At 71.3% G+C, this 25,187-nt stretch carries 22 protein-coding genes; 15 read left to right on the top strand and 7 right to left on the bottom strand.

All coding sequences use genetic code 11. The features are described from left to right. Positions 1–5 precede the first annotated feature (5 nt). The 6 genes from CS062_RS14580 to CS062_RS14605 all read left to right on the top strand — a co-directional run bounded on the left by CS062_RS14580 (position 6) and on the right by CS062_RS14605 (position 7,701). On the top strand, positions 6–1,166 hold the full coding sequence (locus tag CS062_RS14580; protein WP_099862340.1) for an ABC transporter ATP-binding protein: 1,161 nt from the start codon (positions 6–8) through the stop codon (positions 1,164–1,166). After that, positions 1,163–2,506 carry an ABC transporter substrate-binding protein gene (locus CS062_RS14585; RefSeq protein WP_099862341.1) on the top strand — a complete coding sequence of 448 codons (1,344 nt, stop codon included), beginning with the start codon at positions 1,163–1,165 and terminating at the stop codon, positions 2,504–2,506. The genes CS062_RS14580 and CS062_RS14585 overlap by 4 nt, the downstream gene beginning before the upstream one ends. A gap of 27 nt (positions 2,507–2,533) precedes the next feature. Next, positions 2,534–3,685, top strand: a complete 1,152-nt coding sequence (locus CS062_RS14590) for an oligogalacturonate lyase family protein (RefSeq protein ID WP_099862342.1) — start codon at positions 2,534–2,536, stop codon at positions 3,683–3,685. After that, positions 3,682–5,997 (top strand): pectinesterase family protein, encoded by a 2,316-nt coding sequence (locus CS062_RS14595; RefSeq protein WP_099862343.1) that lies wholly within the window; start codon positions 3,682–3,684, stop codon positions 5,995–5,997. The genes CS062_RS14590 and CS062_RS14595 overlap by 4 nt, the downstream gene beginning before the upstream one ends. A gap of 29 nt (positions 5,998–6,026) precedes the next feature. Next, on the top strand, positions 6,027–6,830 hold the full coding sequence (gene kdgR, locus CS062_RS14600) for a DNA-binding transcriptional regulator KdgR (protein ID WP_099862344.1): 804 nt from the start codon (positions 6,027–6,029) through the stop codon (positions 6,828–6,830). Between the two features lie 124 nt (positions 6,831–6,954). Continuing rightward, positions 6,955–7,701 (top strand): FadR/GntR family transcriptional regulator, encoded by a 747-nt coding sequence (locus CS062_RS14605; RefSeq protein WP_099862345.1) that lies wholly within the window; start codon positions 6,955–6,957, stop codon positions 7,699–7,701. A 17-nt stretch (positions 7,702–7,718) separates the two neighbouring features. Here the strand turns inward: CS062_RS14605 and CS062_RS14610 are convergent, their stop codons facing one another. Together CS062_RS14610 and CS062_RS14615 are read right to left on the bottom strand one after the other, a co-directional pair. Beyond that, positions 7,719–8,201, bottom strand: coding sequence for a hypothetical protein (locus tag CS062_RS14610; RefSeq protein ID WP_099862346.1), 483 nt, complete (start codon positions 8,199–8,201; stop codon positions 7,719–7,721). Between the two features lie 8 nt (positions 8,202–8,209). After that, positions 8,210–8,512 (bottom strand): DUF4258 domain-containing protein, encoded by a 303-nt coding sequence (locus tag CS062_RS14615; protein ID WP_099862347.1) that lies wholly within the window; start codon positions 8,510–8,512, stop codon positions 8,210–8,212. A gap of 291 nt (positions 8,513–8,803) precedes the next feature. Here CS062_RS14615 and CS062_RS14620 point away from each other — a divergent pair, with 291 nt between their 5' ends. The 9 genes from CS062_RS14620 (at position 8,804) to CS062_RS14660 (ending at position 17,587) form a co-directional block, all read left to right on the top strand. Next, complete coding sequence (locus CS062_RS14620) at positions 8,804–9,802, top strand: Bug family tripartite tricarboxylate transporter substrate binding protein (RefSeq protein ID WP_099862348.1); 999 nt, start codon at positions 8,804–8,806, stop codon at positions 9,800–9,802. A gap of 97 nt (positions 9,803–9,899) precedes the next feature. Next, the gene (locus tag CS062_RS14625) at positions 9,900–11,186 is read left to right on the top strand and encodes an enolase C-terminal domain-like protein (protein WP_099862363.1); all 1,287 of its coding nucleotides are present in this window, start codon (positions 9,900–9,902) and stop codon (positions 11,184–11,186) included. Positions 11,187–11,220: 34 nt separating this feature from the next. Then, entirely contained in the window at positions 11,221–12,234 is a 1,014-nt protein-coding gene (locus CS062_RS14630) for a Bug family tripartite tricarboxylate transporter substrate binding protein (protein ID WP_099862349.1), read from the top strand. 22 nt (positions 12,235–12,256) lie between these two features. Continuing rightward, positions 12,257–13,042, top strand: coding sequence for a 2-dehydro-3-deoxyglucarate aldolase (gene garL / locus CS062_RS14635; RefSeq protein ID WP_099862350.1), 786 nt, complete (start codon positions 12,257–12,259; stop codon positions 13,040–13,042). Between the two features lie 13 nt (positions 13,043–13,055). Beyond that, positions 13,056–13,958, top strand: coding sequence for a 2-hydroxy-3-oxopropionate reductase (gene glxR, locus CS062_RS14640; RefSeq protein ID WP_099862351.1), 903 nt, complete (start codon positions 13,056–13,058; stop codon positions 13,956–13,958). Positions 13,959–13,984: 26 nt separating this feature from the next. Then, positions 13,985–15,394 (top strand): glycerate kinase type-2 family protein, encoded by a 1,410-nt coding sequence (locus CS062_RS14645; RefSeq protein WP_099862352.1) that lies wholly within the window; start codon positions 13,985–13,987, stop codon positions 15,392–15,394. A 124-nt stretch (positions 15,395–15,518) separates the two neighbouring features. Continuing rightward, complete coding sequence (locus tag CS062_RS14650; RefSeq protein WP_099862353.1) at positions 15,519–16,271, top strand: Crp/Fnr family transcriptional regulator; 753 nt, start codon at positions 15,519–15,521, stop codon at positions 16,269–16,271. Positions 16,272–16,394: 123 nt separating this feature from the next. Then, positions 16,395–17,174, top strand: a complete 780-nt coding sequence (locus CS062_RS14655) for an HDOD domain-containing protein (RefSeq protein WP_158238793.1) — start codon at positions 16,395–16,397, stop codon at positions 17,172–17,174. 62 nt (positions 17,175–17,236) lie between these two features. Beyond that, a complete protein-coding gene (locus CS062_RS14660; protein WP_099862355.1) occupies positions 17,237–17,587 on the top strand; it encodes a GFA family protein in 351 nt (116 codons plus the stop codon). Positions 17,588–17,609: 22 nt separating this feature from the next. Here CS062_RS14660 and CS062_RS14665 read toward each other — a convergent pair whose 3' ends face one another. The 5 genes from CS062_RS14665 to CS062_RS14685 form a co-directional block, all read right to left on the bottom strand. Then, the gene (locus CS062_RS14665; RefSeq protein ID WP_099862356.1) at positions 17,610–19,115 is read right to left on the bottom strand and encodes a sensor histidine kinase; all 1,506 of its coding nucleotides are present in this window, start codon (positions 19,113–19,115) and stop codon (positions 17,610–17,612) included. Continuing rightward, positions 19,108–19,788, bottom strand: a complete 681-nt coding sequence (locus CS062_RS14670) for a response regulator transcription factor (protein ID WP_099862357.1) — start codon at positions 19,786–19,788, stop codon at positions 19,108–19,110. The genes CS062_RS14665 and CS062_RS14670 overlap by 8 nt, the downstream gene beginning before the upstream one ends. A gap of 53 nt (positions 19,789–19,841) precedes the next feature. After that, positions 19,842–21,518 (bottom strand): TolC family protein, encoded by a 1,677-nt coding sequence (locus CS062_RS14675; RefSeq protein ID WP_099862358.1) that lies wholly within the window; start codon positions 21,516–21,518, stop codon positions 19,842–19,844. Next, a complete protein-coding gene (locus tag CS062_RS14680; protein WP_099862359.1) occupies positions 21,515–24,655 on the bottom strand; it encodes an efflux RND transporter permease subunit in 3,141 nt (1,046 codons plus the stop codon). Before CS062_RS14680 ends, CS062_RS14675 begins: the two co-directional genes overlap by 4 nt. Then, positions 24,648–25,187 (bottom strand): efflux RND transporter periplasmic adaptor subunit (locus tag CS062_RS14685; RefSeq protein WP_143742351.1); only part of this gene is annotated, 540 nt, incomplete at its 5' end. The genes CS062_RS14680 and CS062_RS14685, both read right to left, overlap by 8 nt.

Here is a 25,187-nt window from a genome sequence, read left to right on the forward strand (position 1 = left end):
TCGGCATGGCAAGACTGAGCCTCAACAAGGTCGAGAAGGTGTACCCCAACGGATTCAAGGCGGTGCACGGCGTGGACCTCGAAGTGCGCGACGGCGAGTTCATGGTTTTCGTCGGCCCGTCGGGCTGCGCGAAGTCGACGCTGCTGCGGATGATCGCGGGGCTGGAGAGCATCACCGGCGGCGAGCTGCGCATCGGCGACCGCGCCGTCAACGCGCTGCCGCCGAAGCAGCGCGGCATCGCGATGGTGTTCCAGAACTACGCGCTGTATCCGCACATGAAGGTCTACGACAACCTGGCCTTCGGCCTGAAGCTGGCCGGCACGCCCAAGGCGGAACTCGACCAGCGGGTGCGCCACGCCGCGAAGCTGCTGGAGATGGAGCACCTGCTGGACCGCTATCCGAAGCAGCTCTCCGGCGGCCAGGCGCAGCGCGTGGCGGTGGGCCGGGCGATCGTGAAGAAGCCGGACGTGTTCCTCTTCGACGAGCCGCTGTCCAACCTCGACGCCAAGCTGCGGGCCGCGATGCGGGTGCGGCTGACCGAGTTGCATCGCACGCTGCGCGACAGCCAGCAGCCCGCCACCACGATCTACGTCACCCATGACCAGGTCGAGGCGATGACGATGGGCGAGCGCATCTGTGTCCTCAAGGAGGGCGTGATCCAGCAGGTCGACACGCCGACGGCGCTCTACGATCGGCCGGCCAACGCCTTCGTTGCCGGCTTCATCGGGTCACCGGAGATGAACCTGCTCGACGCCCGCCTGCAGGCCACCGACACCGGGCTGGCGGTCGAGGTCGGCGGCGCGCGGCTGCCGCTGCCCGCGGACAAGGCGTCGGGGATCGCGGCGTTGCCACGGCTGGCCGACGCGGCGGTGACCTTCGGACTGCGGCCGGAGCACATCGGCCTGGCGCCGCGCCCGCAGGGCGACAGCATCGGCGTGACGGCGCGGCTGCGCTTCACCGAGCACATGGGCTCGGAGGTCTACCTGCATGCGGAGCTGGGCGGGTTGCCGGTCACGGCGCGGATCCCGGCCGAGCAGGCGGTCGCGTTGCAGGGCCTGGCGCGGGGCGATGCGCTCACCTTGCATCTGCAGCTGTCGGCCTGCCACCTCTTCGACGCGCGCAGCGGCGTGAACCTGATGTCCGCCGTGCCGGGGGCCCGCGCATGAGCCTGCCCCGACGACAGGTGCTGGGCCTGGCGGCGGGTGGCGCCGCGGTCGCGGCCGCGGCGGGCCTGGGCGCCGCGCTGACGGCACCGGCGGTGCTGCGCGCGCAGGACAAGGGCACCGTGCTCCGCTTCGCCTGGTGGGGCGGCGCGGGTCGGCATGAGGCGACGCTGAAGGCGTTGGCGCTCTTCGAGCGCCGTCACGGCGTGCGGGTGAAGGCCGAGTACATGGGCTTCAATGGCTACCTCGAGCGGCTGACGACGCAGATCGCCGGCGGCTCCGAGCCCGAAGTCATGCAGATCAACTGGGCCTGGCTGGCGATGTTCAGCAAGCGCGGCAACGGCTTCGCCGACCTGCGCCGGCACGCGGCGCTGCTGGATCTGGCGCAATTCGACCGCGAGGACCTGGCCTATGGCGATGTCGCCGGGAAGCTCAATGCGCTGCCGGTCTCCTTCAGCGCGCGGGTGATGCTGTGGAACCAGGCGGCCTTCGATCGCGCCGGCCTCGCGCTGCCGCGCAGCTGGGACGAACTCTTCGCCACCGGGCCGGCCTTCCGCCGGATCCTGGGCCAGGACGCCTATCCGCTGGACGGCGAGCTGTACGACATGATGCTGCTCTCCCAGGCCTGGGTGCAGCAGCGCCATGGCACGCCCTATGTCGACCCCGCGTCGCCGCGCGTGGCGATGAACGAGGCGGCCGCGCTGGACTGGGTCCGCATCTACAAGCGGCTCGTCACCGAGCATGTCGCCACGCCGCTGCCGCTGCGGGCGAGCCTGGGCGGCGCCGAGAAGCCGACCGAGCAGCAACCCGACTGGGTCGTCGGCCGCTGGGCGGGCAACTACACCTGGGACTCGGTGATTGGGCTGCGCGCGTCGACGCTGGACAAGCGGCAGAAGCTGGTGCTCGGCAAGTTCCCGACGCTGCCCGGCGCGCTGGACAGCGGCATGTTCGGCCGGCCCACGGTGATGTACGCGGTGAGCCGCCATGCCGAGAAGAACGGCCGGGCCGAACTCGCCGCTCGGCTCGTCAACTTCCTGCTGACCGACCCGGAGGCCGCGACCCTGCTCGGCCGCACCCGCGGCCTGCCGTCGGCGCGCGGCCCCTTCGAGCAGCTGAAGGCGGCCGGCACGCTGCCGCCGCTGGAGGTCGCGGCGCATGAGCAGATCAAGGTGCAGCGCGAGTCGGGTCGGCTCAGGCGCCCGGCGCCGTTGTTCGAGCATGCGCGGCTGCATAAGTTCATGCGCGAGGTCTTCGAGACCGTCGCCTACGGCAAGACCACCGAAGTCGACGCCGCGCGCCGCCTGGTCGCGGAAGGCCAGGCCCTGCTGCAACGGATCAAGTGAACCCGTCCCCCGAGGATCAGAGCGACCATGAAAGCCACCGAACGCCAGCTGCGCTTCGTCACCCGTCAGGACGCCGACACCGGCGCGCGCGTCACCCGGCTCACCCCGACCGACGTGACCTGCCACCGCAACTACTTCTATCAGAAGTGCTTCACCAACGATGGCCAGCGGCTGATCTTCGGCGCCGAGTTCGGGCCCGGATCGAGCTGGAACTACCACCTGTTGGACCTCGGCTCGCAGGTCGCGACGCAGCTCACCGACCAGGCGGGCGAGAACACCTTCGGCGGCTTCCTGAGTCCGGACGACCGGCACCTGTACTTCGTCCGCGCGGAGCGGCGCCTGATCCGCCTGGCGCTGAGCGACCTGAGCGAGGAGGTCGTCTACACCGTGCCCGAGGGCTGGGTGGGCTACGGCACCTGGGTGTCGAACAGTGCCTGCACGAAGATGGTCGGCATCGAGATCGCCGCGAGCGACTGGTTCCCGCTCAGCGACTGGCAGAAGTTCCATCAGATGTTCCATGCGAAGCCGCGCTGCCGGCTGATCCGCATCGACCTGGCGACCGGCGCGCGCGAGGTGATCCTCGAGCAGCAGGGCTGGCTGGGGCATCCGCAGTACCGGCCCGGGGACGACCACACGGTGGCCTATTGCCATGAGGGGCCGCACGACCTGGTCGACGCGCGCATGTGGTTCGTCGACGAGGACGGCCGCAACCTGCGCTGCGGCCGTCGCCATGATCCGGGCGAGAGTTGCACCCACGAGTTCTGGGTGCCGGACGGCTCCGCGATGATCTACGTCTCGTACCTGAAGGGCCAGCGCGACCGCTGGATCTGCTCGCTGGATCCGGTCAGCCTCGCGTCGAAGCGGCTGACGAGGATGCCGCCGTGCTCGCACCTGATGAGCAACCACGACGGCACGCTGCTGATCGGCGACGGTTGCGATTCGCCGGCCGACGTCGCCGACACCGGCAGCCACCAGATCGCGACCGATCCCTTCCTGCATCTCTTCGACCTGAAGGCCGGCACCGAGCGCCGTGTCGCCCGGCATGACAGCTCCTGGCGGGTCTACAAGGGCAACCGGCAGGTCACGCATCCGCATCCCTCCTTCACGCCGGACGAGAAGCAGGTGCTCTTCAGCGCGGACGCCGAAGGCGAGCCGGCGCTGTACCTGGCGGACCTGTGAGCGGGACCCTGCGTGTCGCGCGGGTGCTGACGGTGCTGGGTCTGGCCGCGTCGTCCTTGGCGTCCGGCGCCGAACACCTGGGCGACTGGACGCCCGCGCCGCTGGACCCGTCGCGCTGGACGCCGACCTTCATCGTCGCGGCCGACGGCAGCGGCACGCATCGCACCCTGCAGGCGGCGATCGATGCGCTCCCGGGCAAGGGCGGTTCCGCGCGCAGCTACGTGCTGGTGAAGCCCGGCACCTACCGAGAGCCGCTGTGCATCCAGGACAAGGCGCCGTTCGCGCTCTACGGCGCGGGCGATCCGAGCGAGGTCGTCATCGTCGAGGGCCGCTACAACGCGCTGCCCAAGCGCCGTGGCGAGCCCGCGCATCGCTGCCTGCCCTTGCTCGACGCCGAGACCCACGGGACGCCGGGCAGCGCCAGCGTGATGCTCTTCAGCGACGACGCGCAGCTGGCGCGGCTCACCGTCGTGAACGATGCGATGGACGGCGTGCGCGATGGGCAGGGCTATCCCGCCGGCGTGGGCGAGAGCGGCGGCGCGCAGGCGGTGGCGCTGATGACCCGCGGCGACCGGCTGCAACTCGAGCAGGTCCGGCTGCTGGGTCATCAGGACACCTTCTATGCCGAGCGCGCGAGCGAGGATCCGGCGCGGGCCGCGCGCGTGCTCGTTCGCCGCAGCGAAATCCGCGGCGATGTCGATTTCATCTTCGGCGGCGCGACGCTGCTCATCGACGACAGCCTGATCGTCAGCCGCGCCGGCCGACGCACGCCCGGACACGGCGGGCACGTGCTCGCGCCGAGCACGCCGCAGGCCGTGGCGAACGGTTTCCTGGTGCAGCGTTCGCGCTGGCTGGCCGAGCCGGGCGTGGCCCCGGGCAGCGTCAGCCTCGGCCGCGCGTGGGACCGTGGCGTGGCGCGCGGCGAATGGCGCGCCTCGCCTTCGGTGCCCAATGGGCAGGCCTTGGTCCGCGACAACCTGCTGGGCGCCCACCTGGCGTCGTGGTCGGCCTCCACGTCTCGCCGTCCTTTCAGCACCAAGGGCGAGGCGGCCAACCGCATGGCCGAGGTCCGCAACGTCTGGCTGCCCATCGGCGTGCCCGCCGCCGCGTTCGACGCGATCGCGCCCGGTGACGGCTGGGCCTCGATGAACGGCGGCACCGCCGGCGGCGCGCGTGCGGCGCCGGACGCGGTCCGCGTCGTGCGCACGCGCGCGGAACTGGATGCGGCGCTCGCGCTCGGCGACACGCCCAAGCTCATCGCGGTGGCCGGACGGATCGACCTCGCCGCCGATGCGGCCGGGAAGCGCCTGGGCATCGATGACTTCCGCGACCCCGACTTCGACCTCGAGGCCTTCGCCCGCCAGTACGACCCCGCGAGCTGGGGTCGACGGGCGCCCGAGGGGCCGCTCGAGGACGCCCGCAGGCGCTCGGCGCGCCGCCAGGCGGCGCAGGTGGTCGTCAAGGTGCCGTCCAACACGACGATCGTCGGCGTCGTCCCCGATGCGGGCTTCGATGGCGGATCGCTGATGCTGGAGAAGGTCTCGCAGGTGATCCTGCGCAACCTGCGCTTCTCCGATGCCTACGACTTCTTCCCCGCCTGGGACCCGAACGACAACGGGCATGGCGAATGGAACTCCGAATACGACACCGTGTCGCTGCGCGAGGCGACGCATGTCTGGGTCGACCACTGCGCCTTCGACGACGGCGCGCGGCCCGATCCCGCCGAGCCGGTGGTGCTGGGCCAGCGGATGCAGCGGCACGACGGGCTGCTGGACATCACGCGGCGCTCCGACTTCGTGACCGTGTCCTGGAACGTCTTCCGCCGCCATGACAAGACCATGCTGATCGGCGGCGGCGACGGCCATCGCGACGATCGCGGACACCTGCGCGTCACGCTGCACCACAACCTGTGGGAGCAGGTGAAGGAGCGCACCCCGCGCGTGCGCTATGGCCAGGTGCATGTGGTCAACAACCTCTACCTCGCGACGCCGGGGGGGGACTATCCCTACGCCTACTCGATCGGCGCGGGCCTCGAATCGCAGGTGCTGAGCGAGGCCAACGCCTGGGAGGCGGCCGCCGGCATCGCGCCCGGGCGCGTGGCGCGGCTGCTCAAGGGCGACCGGCTCGAGGACCGCGGCTCGCGCTTCAATGGCGAGCCGATCGACCTGGCGGGCATGCTCCGTGCCGCGAATCCGGATCGGGCGGTCGCCGGCGAAGCCGGCTGGACGCCGCCGTACCGCCTGTCCATCGACCCCGCGACCGCGGTGCCGGCCCGGGTTCGCGCGGGCGCGGGCACCGGCCGGCTGTGGTGAAATCTTCCCTTTCCAGGAACACGTTGCGCATGGATGACGATCTGAACGATGGCAAGCAGCAGCCCGAGTCGGTGGCCGCGGTGCTCAAGGTGTTTGCCATCCTGCAGGCCCTGTCGGAACGCAGCGACACCGGCATCTCGGAGCTGTCGGTGCGACTGGCCATGCCCAAGGCGACGGTCTACCGCTTCCTGCAGACGATGAAGACGCTGGGCTACGTGCACCAGGAAAGCGACAGCGAGCGCTACGGGCTGGCGATGAAGGTCTTCGAGATCGGCGCCAAGGCGCTGCAGTACCCGGACCTGGTCGATCTCTCCAAGCACCACATGCAGATGCTGGCCGACGCCACCGGCGAGACGGTCCACCTGGGCACGCTGATCGACAGCGAGATCATCTACGTCCACAAGGTCGACTCGAAGCACATGCTGGGCATGTACTCGCGCATCGGCCGGCGTGCGCCGCTGCACTGCACCGCCATCGGCAAGGTGCTGATGGCCTGGGAACATCCGGAGCGCCGCGCGCGCATCCTGGCGGGCGCGGAGTTCCAACGGTTCCGCGACAAGACCATCACCGAGCCGGCCGCCTTCCAGGCGGAGCTGGAACGGGTCAAGGCCCAGGGCTTCGGCGAGGACCGCGAGGAGTTCGACGACCACATCCGCTGCCTGGGGGTGCCGATCTTCGACCGGCTGGGACAGCCGATCGCCGGCATGAGCGTGAGCTTCCCCACCTTCCGCTACGACGACGCCAAGGCGCCCGAGGTGGTGGCGATGCTGCAAGCGGCCAGTCGCGACATCTCGGCGCGGCTGGGCTGCACGAAGTTCCCGCTCGACACCTGAACTCGGGCCGTTCCGGCACGGGACAATCGCCGTCCCTGTTCGTTTCCCTTCGCGCCGTATCGACGCGACACCGCGATAACGCGGTTGTCGCTCGACCCGATGTTGTCGTACAACTGAGCCCGTGATGAATGTGCCGCTGACCCGTACCCGCCCGAAATCGCTGGCCCTCGGACTTGTCCGGGCGCTGGAGGACCGCATCCGCGCGGGCGCGCTGGCCAGCGGCGACAAGCTGCCGACCGAGGCGGCCATCATGGCCGAGTTCGAGGTCAGCCGGACGGTGGTCCGCGAAGCGATCTCCAAGCTGCAGGCGGCTGGGTTGGTCGAGACGCGCCATGGCATCGGGACCTTCGTGCTGGGGCTGGGAGAGGGCGGGCCCTTCCGCATCGGCGCGGAGCAGATGGCGACGCTGCACGATGTCGTCGCGGTGCTCGAACTGCGCATCGGCGTGGAAACCGAGGCCGCGGCGCTGGCTGCGCAGCGTCGCACCGACGCGCACCTGACCGCGATGCGTGCGGCCCTGAGCGCCTTCGCGGAAGCGGCGCAGGCCGGCCGCGACGCGGTGGCCGCCGACTTCCAGTTCCACCTGGAGATCGCCCGCGCGACGGGCAATCCGCATTTCGAGCAACTGATGGCGACGCTCGGCGCGCCGAGCATCCCGCGCGCGCGCCTGGCGAGCCTGCAGGCCGCTGGCGACGAGGATCCGATCGCGCAGCGCGACTATCTGCTGCGCGTGAATGCCGAGCACGAGAGCATCCTCGTCGCGATCGACGCCCGCGACGCCGAGGCGGCGCGCGCGGCGATGCGCACCCACCTGGCCAACAGCCGCGAACGCCGACGGCGCGCCGCGCTGGCGCTGCAGGAGCAACGCTGAGCGCATCGGCGGGGGCGTCAGCCGGCGACGGCCGGCGCCTCGTCGGTGGGTTCGGTTTCCTCCACGGTGAACTTCCAGCCCTTGCGGCTGGCGGTGGCGACGATCTTCTGATGCACGAGGCGTTCGACGGTCATGACTCGATCAAACGCGGACTTCAAGGTTTCGTCCCCCGCCGCGTGCTTCAAGTAAAGCAATCGCTGAAGGGTGTCATTCGATTTCGGCACCCGGCCTCGGCGTTCCCAGAGGCTGATGTTCTGCTCGCTGACGCCCTGGAGCGTAGCCATAGCGGCCTGCGACAGGTGCATCTTCGACCGCAAGTACCGGAACTCCTTGCCGGTGAGGCGCCCGGGTTTCCGGACCAGGTGCGAGGCGATTTCGTCGAGCAGTTGGTCCAGGGCGGCGAAGGACACCGCAGGTCCGAACGGCGTCTCCTTGACCGTGAATCCGTTCTTCAGCCAGACGTTGTCCAGTCCGCATTCGGTGAAGTGATACAGCGTCATGTTCTCTCCTAAGCAATCACCGTCACGACGATGAGTTCCGGATCCTCGTCGTCAAGGGCCACGCACACCTGGACATTCCGCGCGGCGCCGTACCACTGCAAACGGCAGATCAAACGTGCCGACGGGATGTCCACCTCCGGCGGCAAGCCGATTCGCCCTTTGCGCAGGCATTCCAGCGCGTCCTCCAGGCTCACATGGCGCTGACGCATGCGTTGCTTCGCATGGCGGGTCCAGAGGACCCGGGTGGGTTGCGCGACGATGCGGCGGATATGCCGTTCCAGCTGCGGAATCGAAAACTTCTTGAATGTCACGGTCGCGCCTTCGCGTGCTCTGGCTCCCCATATTTCTTATGGGTTGAATCCTAGAGGCGCGCGTGGCGGCGGCGTTAAATCGATGTGGCGGAAAGCCCATAGTTTTTATGGGTCTCCGCCCAACCGCAATCAGTAGTTCTGCGCGTTTTCCCCGATCCCCTGCGGCGCCTCACGCCTTGTCATCGGCGCAACTCGACTTGTATGATGACTGACAACAAGCCGCCGCCGGTCCCGATCGAAGTCCGGGTCACATCAAGAGCGGCTTCCACGGTTCCTTCCCGGAGACAAACCATGACCGTCCTGACCCGCCGCCTGGCCGTCATCAAGGCCGCCGCCGCCCTCGGCACCGCCGCCCTGTCCCTGTGCGCCGCCTCTCTGGCCCATGCCAACGGCTTCCCCGACCACCCTGTCACGCTCGTCGTCCCATTCCCCGCCGGCGGCTCGACCGACATGCTCGCCCGCGCCATGGGCGCCGAGCTTCAGAAGAAGTGGGGCCAGACCGTCATCGTGGACAACCGCCCCGGCGCCACCGGCACGCTCGGGACCTCGCAGGTCCGGCGCGCCCCCGCCGACGGCTACACGCTGCTGGTGTCCTCGCTCGGCCCCTTCGTCATCGCGCCCCACCTGCTCAAGGCCGTCCAGTACGACGCCCTGAAGGACATCGACCTGCTCACCGTCGCCATCCAGGCGCCCAACGTGCTGGTCGTGCCGGCCAGCTCGCCGCTCAAGAGCGTCAAGGACGTCATCGACGCGCTGAAGAAGGACCCCGGCAAGATGACCTTCGCCTCCTCCGGCAACGGGTCCTCCGATCACCTCACCGCCGAGCTCTTCTGGCTGCAGACCGGCACCAACGGCCTGCATGTGCCGTACAAGGGCGGCTCGCCGGCCATCACCGACCTGCTCGGCGCGCAGGTCGACGCCTCCTTCCAGAACGTCAACGCGGTGCTGCCCCACATCGTCGGCGGCAAGCTCCGCGCGCTGGCCGTCACCGGCGACAAGCGCTCGGCCGTGCTGCCCAACGTGCCGACGCTGGCCGAGTCCGGCATCAAGGGCGCGGACGTGTACTCGTGGCAGGGCGTGGCCGCCCCGCGCGGTCTGCCGCCCGCGGTGCGCGCGCAGCTGCAGAAGGACCTGGTCGCGGCGCTGCATGAGCCCTCGGTGAAGCAGAAGTTCACCGACATCGGCATCGAGACCGTCGCCAACACGCCCGACCAGGCACAGACCTTCCAGAAGGCCGAATTCGCCCGCTGGAAGCAGGTCATCGAGACCCGCAAGATCACCGCCGATTGATCCCCGTTCCCGCGATCCCGATCAGGAGTTCCCTGTGAGCGCAAGCAGTCCCCTCGTCACGTCCGCCCGCGCGATCCCCGTCGCGGGCCATGACGGCATGCTCATGAACCTGAGCGGCGCGCACGCGCCGTTCTTCACCCGCAACCTGCTGATCCTCGAGGACAACGCCGGCCACGTCGGCATCGCCGAGATCCCCGGCGGCGAGCCGATCCGCAGGACGCTGGAACAGGCCGGCGATCTGCTCGTCGGCCAACCGGTGGCGAAGTGGAATGCGCTGCTGGCGCAGGTCCGCGAGAAGTTCCAGGGCCTGGACAGCGGCGGCCGCGGCCTGCAGACCTTCGACCTGCGGACCACCATCCATGTGCTGACCGCCGTCGAATGCGCGCTGCTGGACCTGCTGGGCCAGCACCTGGGCGTGCCGATCTGCGAGCTGCTGGGCGAGGGCAGGCAGCGCGACAGCGTCGCCATGCTCGGCTACCTGTTCTTCGTCGGCGACCGCACCAAGGCCGGCATGGCCTACAAGACGCCCGACGACGAGCCGGACAGCGACGAACCGACCGACGCCTGGCTCAAGGTCCGCCACCAGGTCGCCATGACGCCCGAGGCGATCGTCGAGCAGGCCGCCGCCGCGCAGGCCCGCTACGGCTTCAAGGACTTCAAGCTCAAGGGCGGCGTGCTGCGCGGCGAGGAGGAAGTCCAGGCCATCCGCGCGCTGAAGGCCCGCTTCCCCGAAGCGCGCGTCACGCTCGATCCGAACGGCGGCTGGCTGCTCAAGGACGCGGTGCGCCTGCTGCGCGACCTGGGCGGCGTGCTCGCCTATGCCGAGGATCCCTGCGGTGCCGAGGACGGCTTCTCCGGCCGCGAGGTGATGGCCGAGTTCCGCCGCGCCACCGGCCTGCCCACCGCGACCAACATGGTCGCCACCGACTGGCGCCAGTTCACCCATGCGCTGAGCCTGCAGTCGGTGGACATCCCGCTGGCCGATCCCCACTTCTGGACGATGTCGGGCGCGGTCCGTGTCGCCCAGGCCTGCCGCGACTTCGGCCTGACCTGGGGCTCGCATTCCAACAACCACTTCGACGTCTCGCTGGCGATGTTCACGCATGCGGCCGCCGCGGCGCCGGGCCGCCTCACCGCGATCGACACCCACTGGATCTGGCAGGACGGCCAGTTCCTCACCCGGCAGCCGCTGCGGATCGTCGACGGCGAGGTCGCCGTGCCGACCGCGCCCGGCCTGGGCGTGCAGCTCGACATGCAGGCCGTCGAGGCCGCGCATCAGCGCTATCTGAAGCACGGGCTCGGCGCGCGCGACGACGCGATCGCCATGCAGCACCTGATCCCCGGCTGGAAGTTCGATCCCAAGCGGCCTTGCATGGTCCGCTGAGATCCCGCGACATCCCGACAACAAGGAGAGAGACATGCAAGATCGGAACAAGCCTTCGGCGACCGGCCGCATCGGCCGCATCGGCCGCCGCGCCGTGCTCGCCACCGCCGCCGTCACCGCGCTGGCCGGCGTCGCGCCCGGCGCGTTCGCGCAGGCCGGCTGGCCCGGCAAGCCGCTGAGGATCATCGTCCCGTACACGCCGGGCGGCTCGTCGGACATCATCGCGCGCATCCTGTCGCCGCTGCTGTCCGAGCAGCTCAAGCAGACCGTCATCGTCGAGAACAAGCCCGGCGCCAGCGGCAACATGGGTGCGGACCAGACCGCCAAGGCGAACGACGGCTACACCGTCATGCTGTGCGACGTCAGTGCGCTGGCCATCAGCCCGTCGCTCTACACCAAGCTGCCGTTCGATCCGTCCAAGGACCTGCGCGGCGTGGCGATGCTGGCGTACTCGCCCCACATGCTGGTGGTGCATCCGTCGGTGCCGGCCAGCAACCTCAAGGAACTGGTCGAACTGTCGAAGAAGTCCAAGATCGATTTCGCGGTGACGGCCATGGGCAGCGCGCCGCATCTGGCGGGCTATCAGGTCGCCAGCCTGACCGGTGCCAAGTGGGAGTACATCCCGTACAAGGGCGGCTCGCAGGCCGTCACCGACACGATCGCCGGCCAGACGCAGGTGCTGATGAACGGCATGCTGGCGACGCTGCCCTTCGTGCAGCAGAACAAGCTCAAGGTCATCGGCGTGAGCAAGGCCACCCGCGTGCCGCTGCTGCCCAACGTCCCGACGCTGGCGGAGCAGGGTGCCACCGGTTTCGAGTCCGGCACCTGGCAGGGCATCCTGGCCCCGGCCAGCATGCCCAAGGCCCATGTCGACAAGCTGTCCGCCGCGCTGATCAGCATCATCCGCTCGCCCGACGTGCGCGCGCGGCTGGCCGCGCAGGGCGCCGAGGTCAACACGATGAACGCGGCCGAGATGGACACCTTCTTCAATGCCGAGCGCAAGAAGTGGGCGGGTGTCGTGGCCAAGAGCGGGCTCAAGCTTGATTGATGACGCACAGAGGAGTCCAGTCATGCCGACGCCGACCACGCCCTATTCGAGCTTTCCCAACACCCTGCGCCAGCGCCTGCGCGCCGGCGAGCGCCTGATCGGCTGCTGGTGCTCGCTGGCCAACCCGATCAGCACCGAGGTGCTGGGCGTGGCCGGCTTCGACTGGCTGCTGCTCGACGGCGAGCATTCGCCCAACGAGGTCAGCAGCTTCGTGCCGCAGCTGATGGCGCTCAAGGACAGCGTCAGCGCGCCGGTCGTGCGCCCCAGCAGCAACAACGCCGTCGAGATCAAGCGGCTGCTGGACGCGGGCTTCTCCAACCTGCTGGTGCCCTTCGTCGAGAACGCCGAGCAGGCCGCCGCCGCGGTCGCCGCCACGCGCTATCCGCCGCAGGGCATCCGCGGCGTGTCGGTCTCGCAGCGCAACAACCGCTACGGCACCGTGCCCGGCTACTTCCAGGGCATCAATGAGCAGATCGCGGTGATCGTGCAGATCGAGAGCCCGGCCGGCGTGGCCGCCGCCGCCGAGATCGCCGCGATCGACGGCGTCGATGCCGTGTTCATCGGCCCCTCGGACCTGGCGGCCGGCTACGGGCACCTGGGCAATCCGCAGCATCCCGAGGTGCAGGCCGCGATGGCGGCGATCCACGCCGCCTGCCGCGCCGCCGGCAAGCCGGTCGGCATCCTGGCGCCGGTCGAGGCCGACGCGCGCCGCTACCTCGAGCAGGGTGCGACCTTCATCGCGGTCGGCAGCGACCTGGGCGTGTTCCGCGCCGCCACGCAGGCCCTGCGCGACAAGTTCAAGGACTGAAAGAGAGAACCTCATGAGCATCAAGATCGGCTTCATCGGCCTGGGCATCATGGGCGCGCCCATGGCGGTGCGCCTCGCGCAGGGCGGGCATGCGCTGTTCGTCCACACCCGCAGCCAGGTCCGGGAGGAGGTGAGCGCCGCTGGCGCCACCGTCTGCGCCAGCGCCACCGAGGTCGCGCAGCGCGCCGACGTGATCTTCACGATGGTGCCGGACACGCCGGACGTCGAGCGGGTGCTGTTCGGCGAGGGCGGCGTCGCCGCCGGCCTGAGCGCCGGCAAGACCGTCGTGGACATGAGCTCCATCTCGCCGATGGCGACCAAGGATTTCGCGCGGCGCATCGAGGCCCTGGGGGCCGAGTGGCTGGATGCGCCGGTGTCCGGCGGCGAAGTCGGCGCCAAGGCCGGCACGCTGTCCATCATGGTCGGCGGCAAGGAAGCGACCTTCGCCCGCATCAGGCCGCTGTTCGAGCTGATGGGCAAGAACATCACCCTGGTGGGCGGCGCCGGCGCGGGCCAGACGACCAAGGTCGCCAACCAGATCATCGTGGCGCTGAACATCGCCGCCGTCGGCGAGGCGCTGGTCTTCGCCTCCAAGGCCGGCGCCGATCCGGCCAAGGTGCGCGAGGCGCTGATGGGCGGCTTCGCCTCGAGCCGCATCCTGGAAGTCCATGGCGAGCGCATGATCAAGCGCACCTTCAACCCCGGCTTCCGCATCGCGCTGCACCAGAAGGACCTGAACCTGGCGCTGCAGAGCGCCAAGGCGATGAGCCTGGCCCTGCCCAACACCGCGGGCACCGCGCAGCTGATGCAGGCCGCCGCGGCGCAGGGCTGGGACCAGCTCGACCACTCGGCGCTGGTGCGTGCGCTCGAGGTGATGGGCAACCACGAGGTCGGTAGCACTACGGACGCCGGCTGAACGGCCCCTGCCCACAATCGGCGCCCATGAGCTCATCCTCCGACGCGGCGCGGGCCGCTGCTTCCGCCGCTGCCGGCGCCGCCTTCTCCCCCTCGTCCGGCGCCGCGCCTTCGACGCCATCGATCGCGCCGGACCCGCAGGCCCAGGCGCTGCTCGACGACCCGCGCGCGCTGCTCAAGCACCTCTATCGCGTCGCGGTCGACCGCGCGCTGCCGGGAAAGATCCTCGCCGGCCATCTCCCGCCTCCGCCCCGGGGACGCACGCTGGTCATCGGCGCGGGCAAGGGCGGCGGCTCGATGGCGCAGGCGATGGAGGCGGCCTGGCCCGCGTCCGCGCCGATGAGGGGGCTGGTGATCACCCGCTACGGCCACATCCCGCCGGACTACCAGCCGCGGCGCATCGAAATGGTCGAGGCCGCGCATCCGGTGCCCGATGCCGCCGGCGAGCGGGCGGCGGCGCGGATGCTGCAGTTGGTGCGCGACTTCCGGCCGACCGCCGACGACCAGGTGATCTGCCTGATCTCCGGCGGCGGCTCGGCGCTGATGCCGTTGCCGGCACCGGGCCTGACGCTGGCGGACAAACAGGCGGTGAACCGCGCGCTCCTGGCCAGCGGCGCCAACATCGTCGAGATGAACTGCGTGCGCAAGCACCTCAGCGCGATCAAGGGCGGTCGGCTGGCGGCCGCCTGCGCCCCGGCCAAGGTGCTCACGCTGATGATTTCCGACGTGCCCGGCGATGACCCGCAGGTGATCGCCTCCGGTCCGACGGTGCCCGACGCGACGACCTGCGCCGAAGCGCTGGCGATCTGCCGCCGCTACCGCATCGCGCTGCCGCCGGTGGCGGTCGACGCGCTGGAGCGCGGCGAGTGGGAGACGCCCAAGCCGGGCGACGCCTGCTTCGACGGTCACGAGCAGCGCATCATCGCCGCGCCCCGTCAGAGCCTGCAGGCGGCGGCCGAGGCGGCGCGCGCGCTCGGCCTGACCGCGCATGTGCTGTCGGACGAGATCGAGGGCGAGTCGCGCGAGGTCGGGCGGGTGCATGCCGCGCTGGCGCGCTCGGTGGCGCGGCATGGCGAGCCTTTCGCCAGGCCCTGCCTGATCCTCTCCGGCGGCGAGACCACGGTGACGCTGGTGCCGCAGCCCGGACGCGGCGGTCGTGCCGGCGAGTTCGTGCTCGGCTGCGCCATCGCGCTCGACGGGCAGGACGGCGTCTGGGGCCTGGCCGCGGACACCGACGGCATCGACGGCGTCGAAGACAACGCCGGCGCCTTCCTCAGTCCCAGCACGCTGCAGCGCGCCCGCGCGCTGGGCCTGAAGCCGGCCGAACTGCTCGCCGCCAACAACGGCTACGCGCTCTTCGAGGCGCTCGGCGACCTGCTGATCACGGGCCCGACGCAGACCAACGTCAACGACTTCCGCGCGCTGTTGATCCGCTGATCGGCGCCCCTCCGCTCGCTCACCGGGCGCGTGCCGCGGCGAGTGAGCGGATGTTGACCTCCCTCAAGGCAATTTCCGGCCAGTCCCGCGACAGTCCGGCATCCCCGGTTTCCGAGAATGCCCCGTGACCGCCGACCTCCTGTCCGATCCCGCCACGTGCGCCGTCCGTGGCACCCCGCCGCCCGCTGTCGCGGGTCTCGATCCGGCGCACAACGCCGCCTTGATGCCCGGTCCCGCGCATCCGGTTCCCTGGCGCGCGCTGCTCGGCGACGTGCTGCTGGATGCCGACGACTGGTCCGCGCTGGCCAGCATGACGCGGGTGCGCCGCTGCCGGGCCGGCGATCTGGCGATCCGCCGGGGCGATGCGGCGGTGGCGATGGTGGCGCTCTGCGAAGGCCGGGTCCTGGCCCGGGGCCCGCTGGGCGGCCCGCGCTGGCTGGATCTGCATACCGCCTGGCTGGACGGGCGCTACGAGGAGGACGCGCGGGTCGTCTCGGCATCCGCGCTGGTGATGGAGTGGCCGATGGCGGCGGCGACCCTCTGGCTGCGATCCCAGCCGCCGGTGCTGGCCGCGCTGCTGCGCGCCACCGCGGCGCAGCTGCGCGAGGCGCAGGAGGCGCTGCGCGGGCTGACCACGAAGGACGCCACCGCCCGTGTCGCCGCCTGGCTGCTGGCGCAGGCCGGCGGCTCGGCCGAGGTGCGGCTGGCCGAGCGCAAGCGCGACGTGGCGGCACGGCTGTCGATCTCGCCGGAGACGCTGTCGCGCTCGCTGCGGCATCTGGCCGATCGCGGCGTCCTGGCGGTGCAGGGCTACCGCATCGGCCTGCTGGACCCGGTGGCGCTGCTGGCGCTGGCGCGCTGCCGCCGGGCGGCATAGACTCGCCTCCACCTGCCGTCGCGTCCAGAGGAGGCCGCCGTGACGATTGCCAGCATGACCCCCACGACTCCCGTTTTCGCCAGCGCGGAACGCTTTCTCGGGGGGCACGCCAGCCTTCCGGTGATGCCTGAGGTCGGGCGCAAGCTGCTGCGCAGCCTGGACGACGACGGCGTCTCGCTCGGCCAGATCGCCGAGCTGATCGGCAAGGATTCGACGCTGGCGGCCAAGGTGCTGCGACTCGCCAACTCGGCGCGCTACAGCCCCTCCCACACGATCGGCACGCTGCAGGACGCCGCGATGGCGCTGGGCCTGGAGACGCTGCGCAACCTCGCGATGGCGGCCAGCATCTCCGCCACCTTTCCTGAGGTGAAGGGCCTGGACCGGCAGCGCTTCTGGCGCCACAGCGTGCGCACCGCCGGCTACGCACGGCTGCTGGCCAAGCTGCTGCAGGGCGATGCCGACACCGCCTACCTCGCCGGGCTGATGCTGCGCACCGGGCAGCTGATGATGGCGATGAGCGAGCCGGACCAGGTCGCCGACGTCGAGGCCCATGCGGCCGAGCCGGGCAGCCGGTTCTCGCTGGAGATGCATCGCTTCGGCTGCACGCATGCCGACGTGACCGCGGCGCTGGCGGCGCACTGGCACTTCCCGGCCGACCTGGTCGAGGCCTTCAAGGACGCGAACGCGCCGCTGGAGATCCGGCCGTTCTCGATGCTGGCGGCGATCCTGCATCTGGCCGAGGTGCTCGCCGATGCCTGCGACCAGTCGTCCGACCGCGTCGCGGCGCTGGAGCTCGCGGTGCCGGAACTGGTGGAGCACCTGCACATGGACCTGGACTTCCTGCGGCTGCGCCTGGATGGCTGCGGCGATCCGGGACAGGATGTCGAGCTGATGCTCAAGTGACGCCCGGCGCGGGCCGGGCTGAGGTAAGGTCGGCCGCTTCACAAAAGCAGAGCGGAGACGAGATGACGACCTACCAGGGAAGCTGCCATTGCGGCCGGGTGGCCTATGAGGTGGATGGCGAGATCGACGGGGCGATGGCCTGCAACTGCTCGATCTGCCAGCGCAAGGGGTCGCTGCTGTGGTTCGTGCCGCGCGGCCAGTTCCGGCTGAAGACCGACGAGGCGGCGGCCGCCACCTACGAGTTCAACAAGCACGCCATCAAGCACCGCTTCTGCACGGTGTGCGGCATCCATCCCTATGCCGAGGGCTCCGACCCGAAGGGCAACGCGATGGCGGCGATCAACGTCCGCTGCCTGGAGGGCATCGAGCTCGACAGCATTCCGGTGACGCACTTCAACGGCCGGGACCTGTGACCGGGCGCCGGTGCGGCGGCGCTCAGGCGTCGCCGGCCGGCAGATGCACCGTGAAGCGCGCGCCGCCCCAGCGCGAGACGCCCACCTCGATGCGACCGCCGGCGGCGCGGACGATCAGGTCGGACAGCGCCAGGCCCAGGCCGGTGCCTTCGATGTCCGCCACGCGCGCGGCGGCGCCCCGGTAGAAGCGCTCGAACACCCGCTCGCGCTCCTCGGCGGGGAGGCCGGGGCCGTCGTCCTCGACGACCAGCTCGGTGGCGTCCGGCCGCACGACCAGCGAGACCAGCACCGTGCCGCCCGCGGCGCTGTACTTGACCGCGTTCTCCACCAGGTTGGTCGCGACCCGCATCAGCAGCTCGCGCGGCAGCCGGGCCGTCGCGCCGGGCCCACCGTCATTGGATTCGTCCGTGCCAAGCGCGTGTGCAGCAGGCGCGTGTGCAGCAGACGCGTGTGCAGCAAACGCGTGCGCACCCGACGCGTCCGCGCCGGGGTCGTCCGCGCCCGCCAGGGTCAGCGTGATGCCGCGCGCCTGGGCGGCGGGTTGCGCGCGCCGCACGACCGCCTCGAGGATCGGGGCGATGGCCACCGGCGCGACCGGCGCCATGTCCTGCCCGGCATCCAGGCGCGCCAGCGTCAGCAGTTCCTCCACCAGCGTCGTCAGCCGCGCGACTTCCTCCAGTCCCGAGCGCAGCGCCTGGACATACTCGTCGGCGCCGCGCGGCCGGCGCAGCGTGATCTCGAGTTCCGTGCGCAGCCGGGAGAGCGGCGAGCGCAGCTCATGCGAGGCGTCGGCGGTGAAGCGGCGCTGCGCTTCGAAGGCGTGTTCGAGCCGGGCCAGCATGTCGTTGAGCGTGTCGATCAGCCGGCCGATCTCGTCGCGGGTGCCGGGATGCGGCAGCCGTTCGGCGAGGGTGCGGCCACCGATGCGCCGGGCCTGCCGGACGATGTCGTCGACCGCGCCGAAGACGCGGCCGGTCAGCTGCGCGCCGGCGGCGGTGAGCACGACGACGAGCACCAGCCCCATGACCAGGAACATCCAGCCCGCCGAAGCGACGGCGTGGTCGACGTCGTCCAGCGAGCCGGCCACCTGCACCGCCAGCGCGCGACCGCCATGCACCGGCACCGAGACGCGGCGCGTCGGCTCGTCGCCGAAGGCCAGGTGCTCGAAGACGGTCTCGCCGCGGGCCAGGCGCGCCAGCAAGGCGGCATCGTTCGGCAGCGCCGCGGCGCCGAGGTTGGCGCTGCGCGCGAGCACTTCGCCACGCGGGCCGATGATCTGCACCAGCCGGTCCAGCCGCGCGTACGGCGGCGGCGCGGCGGTGGTGCCCGGCTCATGCACGGCGACCGGCAGGCCGGGGCTGGCGGCGAGGATGCTGGCCTCCTGCTCGGCCAGCACCAGCAGCGCGCCGTCCAGCTGCGCGCGCAGCGCGGCCACCAGGCTCAGGTAGGTGAGCGTCGCCGCCACCGCCAGCACCGTGGTGACGACGACCACATGCAGCAGCGCCAGCCGGCGACGGAAGCTAAGCATCGGCCGGTCCCCGCAGCCGGAAGCCGCGTCCGCGCACCGTCTCGATCAGCGGCTGGGCGCCGGCCGCGTCGATCTTGCGCCGCAGCTTGCTCATGTGGGCGTCGATGAGGTTGTCGATCGCCAGCGGGTCGCCGTGCCAGATCTGCTCGGCCAGGCGCTGGCGCGAGACCACCGCGCCGGGCTGCCGCATCAGCGCCTGCAGCAGGGCGAATTCCTTGGGCGTCAGCTCGATGGGCCGCCCGGCGCGCGTCACCTGCAGCGCGGCCGGATCGAGCCGCAGGTCCTCCGCGACCAGCACCGGCGGCCGGGTCATCTCCGAGCGCCGCAGCAGCGCGCGCAGCCGCGCGAGCAGTTCCTCGAATTCGAAGGGCTTGGTCAGGTAGTCGTCGGCGCCGGCGTTCAGGCCGTCGACGCGATCGGACAGCGCGTCGCGGGCGGTGAGCATCAGCACCGGCACCTGCTGGCCGCGCGCGCGCAGCGTGCGGCACAGGGTGACGCCGTCGCCGTCGGGCAGCAGGCCGTCCAGCACGATCAGGTCGTGGGTGGTCACGAAGGCGGCCTCGTCGGCCTCGGCCAGGCTGGCCGCGTGGTCCACCACGAACCCTTCCTCGCGCAGCCCGCGCACCAGCAGCCCCGCGGCCTTGCGGTCATCCTCGACCAGAAGAATCCTCATCGCCTCTCTCCGAATGGGCGGCAGTCTCGCATGCGGCGCCAGGCCTGGCCGGATCACGGCGCCGGCGCGCGGCCGAGGCTGAGTTGCAGCCGCACGGTGGCGCCGGCCAGGTCGCTGCGCGCCTGCAGGTAGGCGAGCTCGGTGTCGTCCGCTGCGCGCTGGGCCGCCAGGAGCTCCAGCAGCGACGCGGCACCCTGCCGGTACGAGGTCCGCAGGCCCTCCACCACGCGCCGCGCGTCGCTCAGGGTCGCGTCGCGATAGCGGGTCAGGTTCTCGAGCGCGGCACGGTACTGGGCGTGGGTCGCGCGGACATCGGCCTGCGCCTGGAGCTCGGTCTGGCGCAGGGCCAGCAGGGCCTGGGTGACGGCGGCTTCCGCCTGGACCACGTCGCCCCGGTCCAGCCGCGACAGCGGGATCGGCATCGAGACCGAGACCGACAGCGTGTTGGACCGCGGCGAGGGATCGACCGCCGTGCCGTCCGTCGACACGCCATGGCGGCCCTGGGGCGTGTAGCCGTAGCTGAGGCTGACGCTCGGATCGACCCAGCGGTTGGCACGGACCAGGTCTGCGGCCGCGCGGGCGCTGTCCACCGCCGCCCGGGCGATGCGCACGTCGTCGCGCTCGTCCATCGCCCGCGCCACCAGGGCGTCGAGCGCATCGGGGGCATCGAGCGCGCCACCCTCGTTGTCGCTGCCTCGGGGCCCCGCCATCCTCTCCATCGCTTCCGGTCCCTCCACCCCTCCCAGTCTCTCCAGGCCCTCCAGTCCTTCCGGCGCCCGCCCGTCCTGGAAGGCACACAGTGGCGATGCGTCGCCGAAGACCTCGCGCCAGCGGCGGCCCAGCGGCGCGGCCAGCCCTTCCATCGCGGACCGCGCGTCGGCCCGCGCGCGGACGACGGTGGCGAGGAACTGGTCGCGCTCGTTGCGGGATTGCAGCAGTTCGAGGCCGCCCAGATCGCCGGCGCCATGGCGTCGCTCGTTCATCCGGACGATGTCGGTCAGCGCGGCCAGCGAAGCTTCCTGGGTCCGCAGCGCCTCGTGGGTGCGGCAGGCCTCGATGAAGGCGGCGGCAGCGTCGGCGGCGGCCTGCCGGCCGGCGCCGGCCAGCGCCGCCTCGCTGGCAATGACCTGGCTGCGCGCGGCATCGACGCGGCGCTCGCGCTTGCCGCCGGTCTCGATCGTGTAGCTCAGCCCGATGCTCTGCGCCAGGCGCGGCTTGGGATGCACCTCCCGGCCCAGTTCCGCCGGACCGGCGCCGAGCGACAACGACGGGTCCGGCCGGAGCGCCGCCATCGGCACGCCCGCGCGGGCGGCCGCCACCGCCTCGCGCTGCGCGGCGAGCGCGTTGTTGAAGCGGCCCACCGCGTCCAGGTAGGCGGCGAAGGACACGCCGTTGGCCTTCGCCACGGCGTCGGGACCCGCTGCGGGCACGACCGAGGCGATCGGAGCCTTCGACGAGCCCGGTGCGCTGAGCACGCTCAGCGCGTTCGGGGCGGTCGTCGAAGGCGAAGTCGCCGCCGCCGCCGCCGCAGCAGCAGCAGCAGCAGTCGCAGTCGCAGTCCCCGTCGCCGCGTTCGGCGCTGTTGTCGCCGCATACGTGAACGGGGAGCCTGTCACCAGCGCGGTCGCCAGGGCCAGGACGCCACGAGGAGCAGTCCGCCGCCGCTGGCCAGTGGCCTTGGCGACGACGGCAGCTTCGCGGCGAGGGGTGAGGAAGAGGAGGCGCGTCATGCCAGGGGCTCCGAGGCTGCGGCGTGGTCGTGGTCGTGGTCGAGCGGCGCGCGCGCGGTACGCCGGTTGGCGGCCCGCTCCACGCGCGCTTCGATCGCGTGGTACAGCGCGGGCAGGAGCAGCAGCGTGAGCAGCGTCGCGGTCACCAGCCCGCCGACGACGACGGTCGCCAGCGGTCGCTGGACGTCGCTGCCCAGGCCGGTGGCCAGCATCGCCGGCGTCAGGCCGAAGGCCGCGACCGCCGCCGTCATCAGCACCGGCCGCATGCGGCCGGCAGCGCCTTCAAGCACCGCCTCGCGCAGCGGCCGGCCGTCGTCGCGCCGCAGCCGGTTGATCTGCGCCACCATCAGCACGCCGCCGAGCACGGCCACGCCGAACAGCGCGATGAAGCCCACGGCGCTGGAGACGTTCAGCGTCATGCCGCGCAGGTGCAGCGCCGCGAAGCCGCCGATCATCGCCAGCGGCACCACCCCCAGCACCAGCAGCGGCTGGCGCAGGTTGCGGAACTCGGCGAACAGCAACAGCAGCATCACCCCCAGCGTCAGCGGCAGGATCACCGCCAGGCGCTGCTGCGCGCGCTGCAGGTTCTCGAACTGCCCGCCCCACTCGAGGCGGAAGCGCTGGCGGTCGAAGCGGACCTGCCGCTCCAGCGCCGGCCGGGCCTCGGCGAGGAAGCTCGACAGGTCGCGGCCGCGCGTGTTGAGCCGCACGATCAGGTGGCGCTGGCCCATTTCGCGCACGATCACGCTTTCGCCCACCGTCGTGCGGATCTGCGCGACGTCCGACAGCGGCACCTGCGCGCCGTTGGCCCCGGTCAGGCGCAGATCGCCGATGGCCTGCGGACTGGCGCGCGACTCGGGCGTGAAGCGGACCGTCATGTCGTAGCGCTTCTCGCCGACGTAGACTTGGCCGATGGCCGCGCCGCCGATGCCGGTGGACACCAGCGTGGCGACGTCGGCCGCATTGACGCCCAGCCGCGCCGCGGCGGCGCGGTCCAGATCGATGCGCAGGTTGGGCAGCGGCGGCTCGACGTCCACCGCCACGTCGGCGGCGCCGGGCACCGTCCGCAGTACCTCGGCCACCTGGGCGGCGATGCGACGCCCTTCGTCCAGGTCGTCGCCGAAGACCTTGACCACCAGGTCGCTGTGCGCGCCCGACAGCTTGTCCTGCACGCCGTCGATCATCGGCTGCATGAAGGACACGGTGTAGCCCGGCATGCGGGCATAGCGCTCGGCCAGGCGCCGGATCAGCCCCTGCTTGCCGCCCGGCGCAGTCCAGGTGTCGTAGGGCGTGAGGCTGATGCTGGCTTCGATGTGGGACGGCGTCCAGTAGTCGGTGCCGTCGTCGTTGCGACCGGTCTGCGTGACCACATGCGCGACCTCGGGGAACTCCAGCGTCGCGCGACGCAGCGCGTCGGCCATCCCGGCGGCCTTCTCCAGGGTGATGCCGGGCGGCATCTGGACCTGCAACCAGATCGAGCCTTCGTCGAGGTAGGGCAGGAAGTCCCGTCCGATCGTGCCCGCCAGCGCCGCGAGCGCCAGGGCCGACGTCACCACCGCCACGGCCAGCCAGCGACCACGGCCGACCGCCCGCGCGAGGAAGGCGGCATACCGGGCCTGCAGCGCCTCCAGCGGCCGGTTGCGGAAGGCCGGGCGCGGCCGCCGGAAAGCCAGCCAGGCCAGCGCCGGCGTCAGCGTCAGCGCCACCAGCAGCGCGCCCACCAGCGCCGCGCCGACGGCGTAGGCCATCGGGCTGAAGAGCTTGTATTCGATGCGCTCGAAGGCGAACAGCGGCAGGTAGGCCGCGGCGATCACCGCCATGCCGAAGAAGATCGGCCGCGCCACCTGCAAGGTCGCAGTGACCGCGTCGCGCGGCGTCAGCGCCCGGTCGGCCGTCTGCTCGCGCCGGCGCAGCAGGTGCTCGACGACCACGACGGCGCCGTCCACCAGGATGCCGAAGTCGATCGCGCCCAGCGACAGCAGGTTGGCCGGCACATGGGCGTGGTGCATGAAGATGAAGGCCGCCAGCAGCGCGAGCGGGATGGTGACCGCCACCACCAGCGCCGCGCGCGGGCTGCCCAGGAACAGCAGCAGCACCAGCGTGACCACGACCATGCCTTCCACCATCGTGTGGCCGACGGTGTGCGCCGTCGCCTCGATCAGCGTGGCGCGGTCAAGGTAAGGCACGACCTTGACGTCGCCCGGCAGCAGCGACGTGTTGAGCTCGTCGACGGCCGCGTGCAGACCCTCGAGCGTGCGCGACGGGTTGGCCTCCTTGAGCAGCAGCACGATGCCCTCGATCGTGTCGGCGGTGGTGTCCTTGCCCAGGATGCCGCGGCGCTCGACCTCGCCCAGGCGCAGTTCGCCGAGGTCCTTGACCAGCACCGGCACGCCGGCGGCCGTCTTCACCACCACGTTGCCCATGTCCTGCAGCGAGCGCAGCAGGCCGACGCCGCGCACGACATAGGACTGCTCGCCGCGGTCGATCACGCTGCCGCCACCGCTGCTGTTGTTGGCGTTCAGCGCCTCCACGACCTGGCCGAGCGTCAGGCCGTACTGCGTCAGCCGCGCGGGATCCAGCGACAGCATGAACTGGGTGGTCAGCCCGCCGAAGTTGGTGACGTCCACGACGCCGCCGACCTTCTTCAGCCGCGGAATGACGGTCCAGGTCTGCAGCTCGGACAGCTCGCGCAGGCCGCGCGTCGGGCTCTCCAGCGTGTAGCGGTAGATCTCGCCGGTGGGCGAGGTGTAGGGGTCCAGTCCCGGCCGCGCGCCGTAGGGCAGCGAGAGCTCGGCCAGGCGCTCCTGCAGCCGCTCGCGCGACCAGTAGCCGTCGACCCCGTCCTGAAAGACCACGGTCACCAGCGACAGCCCGAACAGGCTGCGGGTGCGCAGCACCTGCATGCCGGGCGTGCCGAGCAGGGCGCGCTCGATCGGGACGGTGATCTGCTGCTCGACCTCCTCGGCGGCCAGGCCGTCGACCTGGGTGACGATCTGCGAGGTCACGTCGGCGATGTCCGGATAGGCCTCGATGGGCAACTGCCGGAAGCTGTGGACGCCGTAGAGCGCGGCGAAGACGAAGACCAGCCAGACGATGCCGCGGCGGTCGAAGCACAGGGTGACGAGGCGCTCAATCATGGAGGAGCACCCCGTCGCGCACGACCACGCGTTCGCCGGGCCGCAGGCCCGAGACGATCTCCACCTCGTCGCCCATCGCGGCGCCGACCGTCACTTCGCGGGCGACATAACGGCCCGGCGCGCGCTCGACGAAGACCCGGGTGAACAGGCCGTCCTGCAGCAGCGCCGACGCGGGCACCACCGGCGCCGGGTGCGAGGGCCCGGCGAAGCGCAGCTTCACGAACATGCCGGGCCGCAGGCGGCCGTCGGCGTTGTCCAGGATCAGGCGGACCTTGACGGTGCGGGTGTCGGGGTCGAGCACTTCGCCGATGTAGCGCACCGTGCCGGCGCGCGGATCGTCGGGATAAGCGTTCAGCACGACCTGCGCCGATTGCCCGACGAAGATCCGCGCCAGGTCCTTCTCCGGCACGGCGGCGGTCACCGAGACCCGGCTCAGGTCCGCGATCGTCATCAGCGGCGCATTGACGTCGTTCCAGTAGCCGCCCGGCGCGGCGCCCATCTCGATGACCCGTCCGGCGAGCGGCGCGCGGAC

Origin of the sequence: Roseateles chitinivorans (genome assembly GCF_002761755.1) — a bacterium.
Taxonomy (GTDB): Bacteria; Pseudomonadota; Gammaproteobacteria; order Burkholderiales; family Burkholderiaceae_C; genus Roseateles; species Roseateles chitinivorans.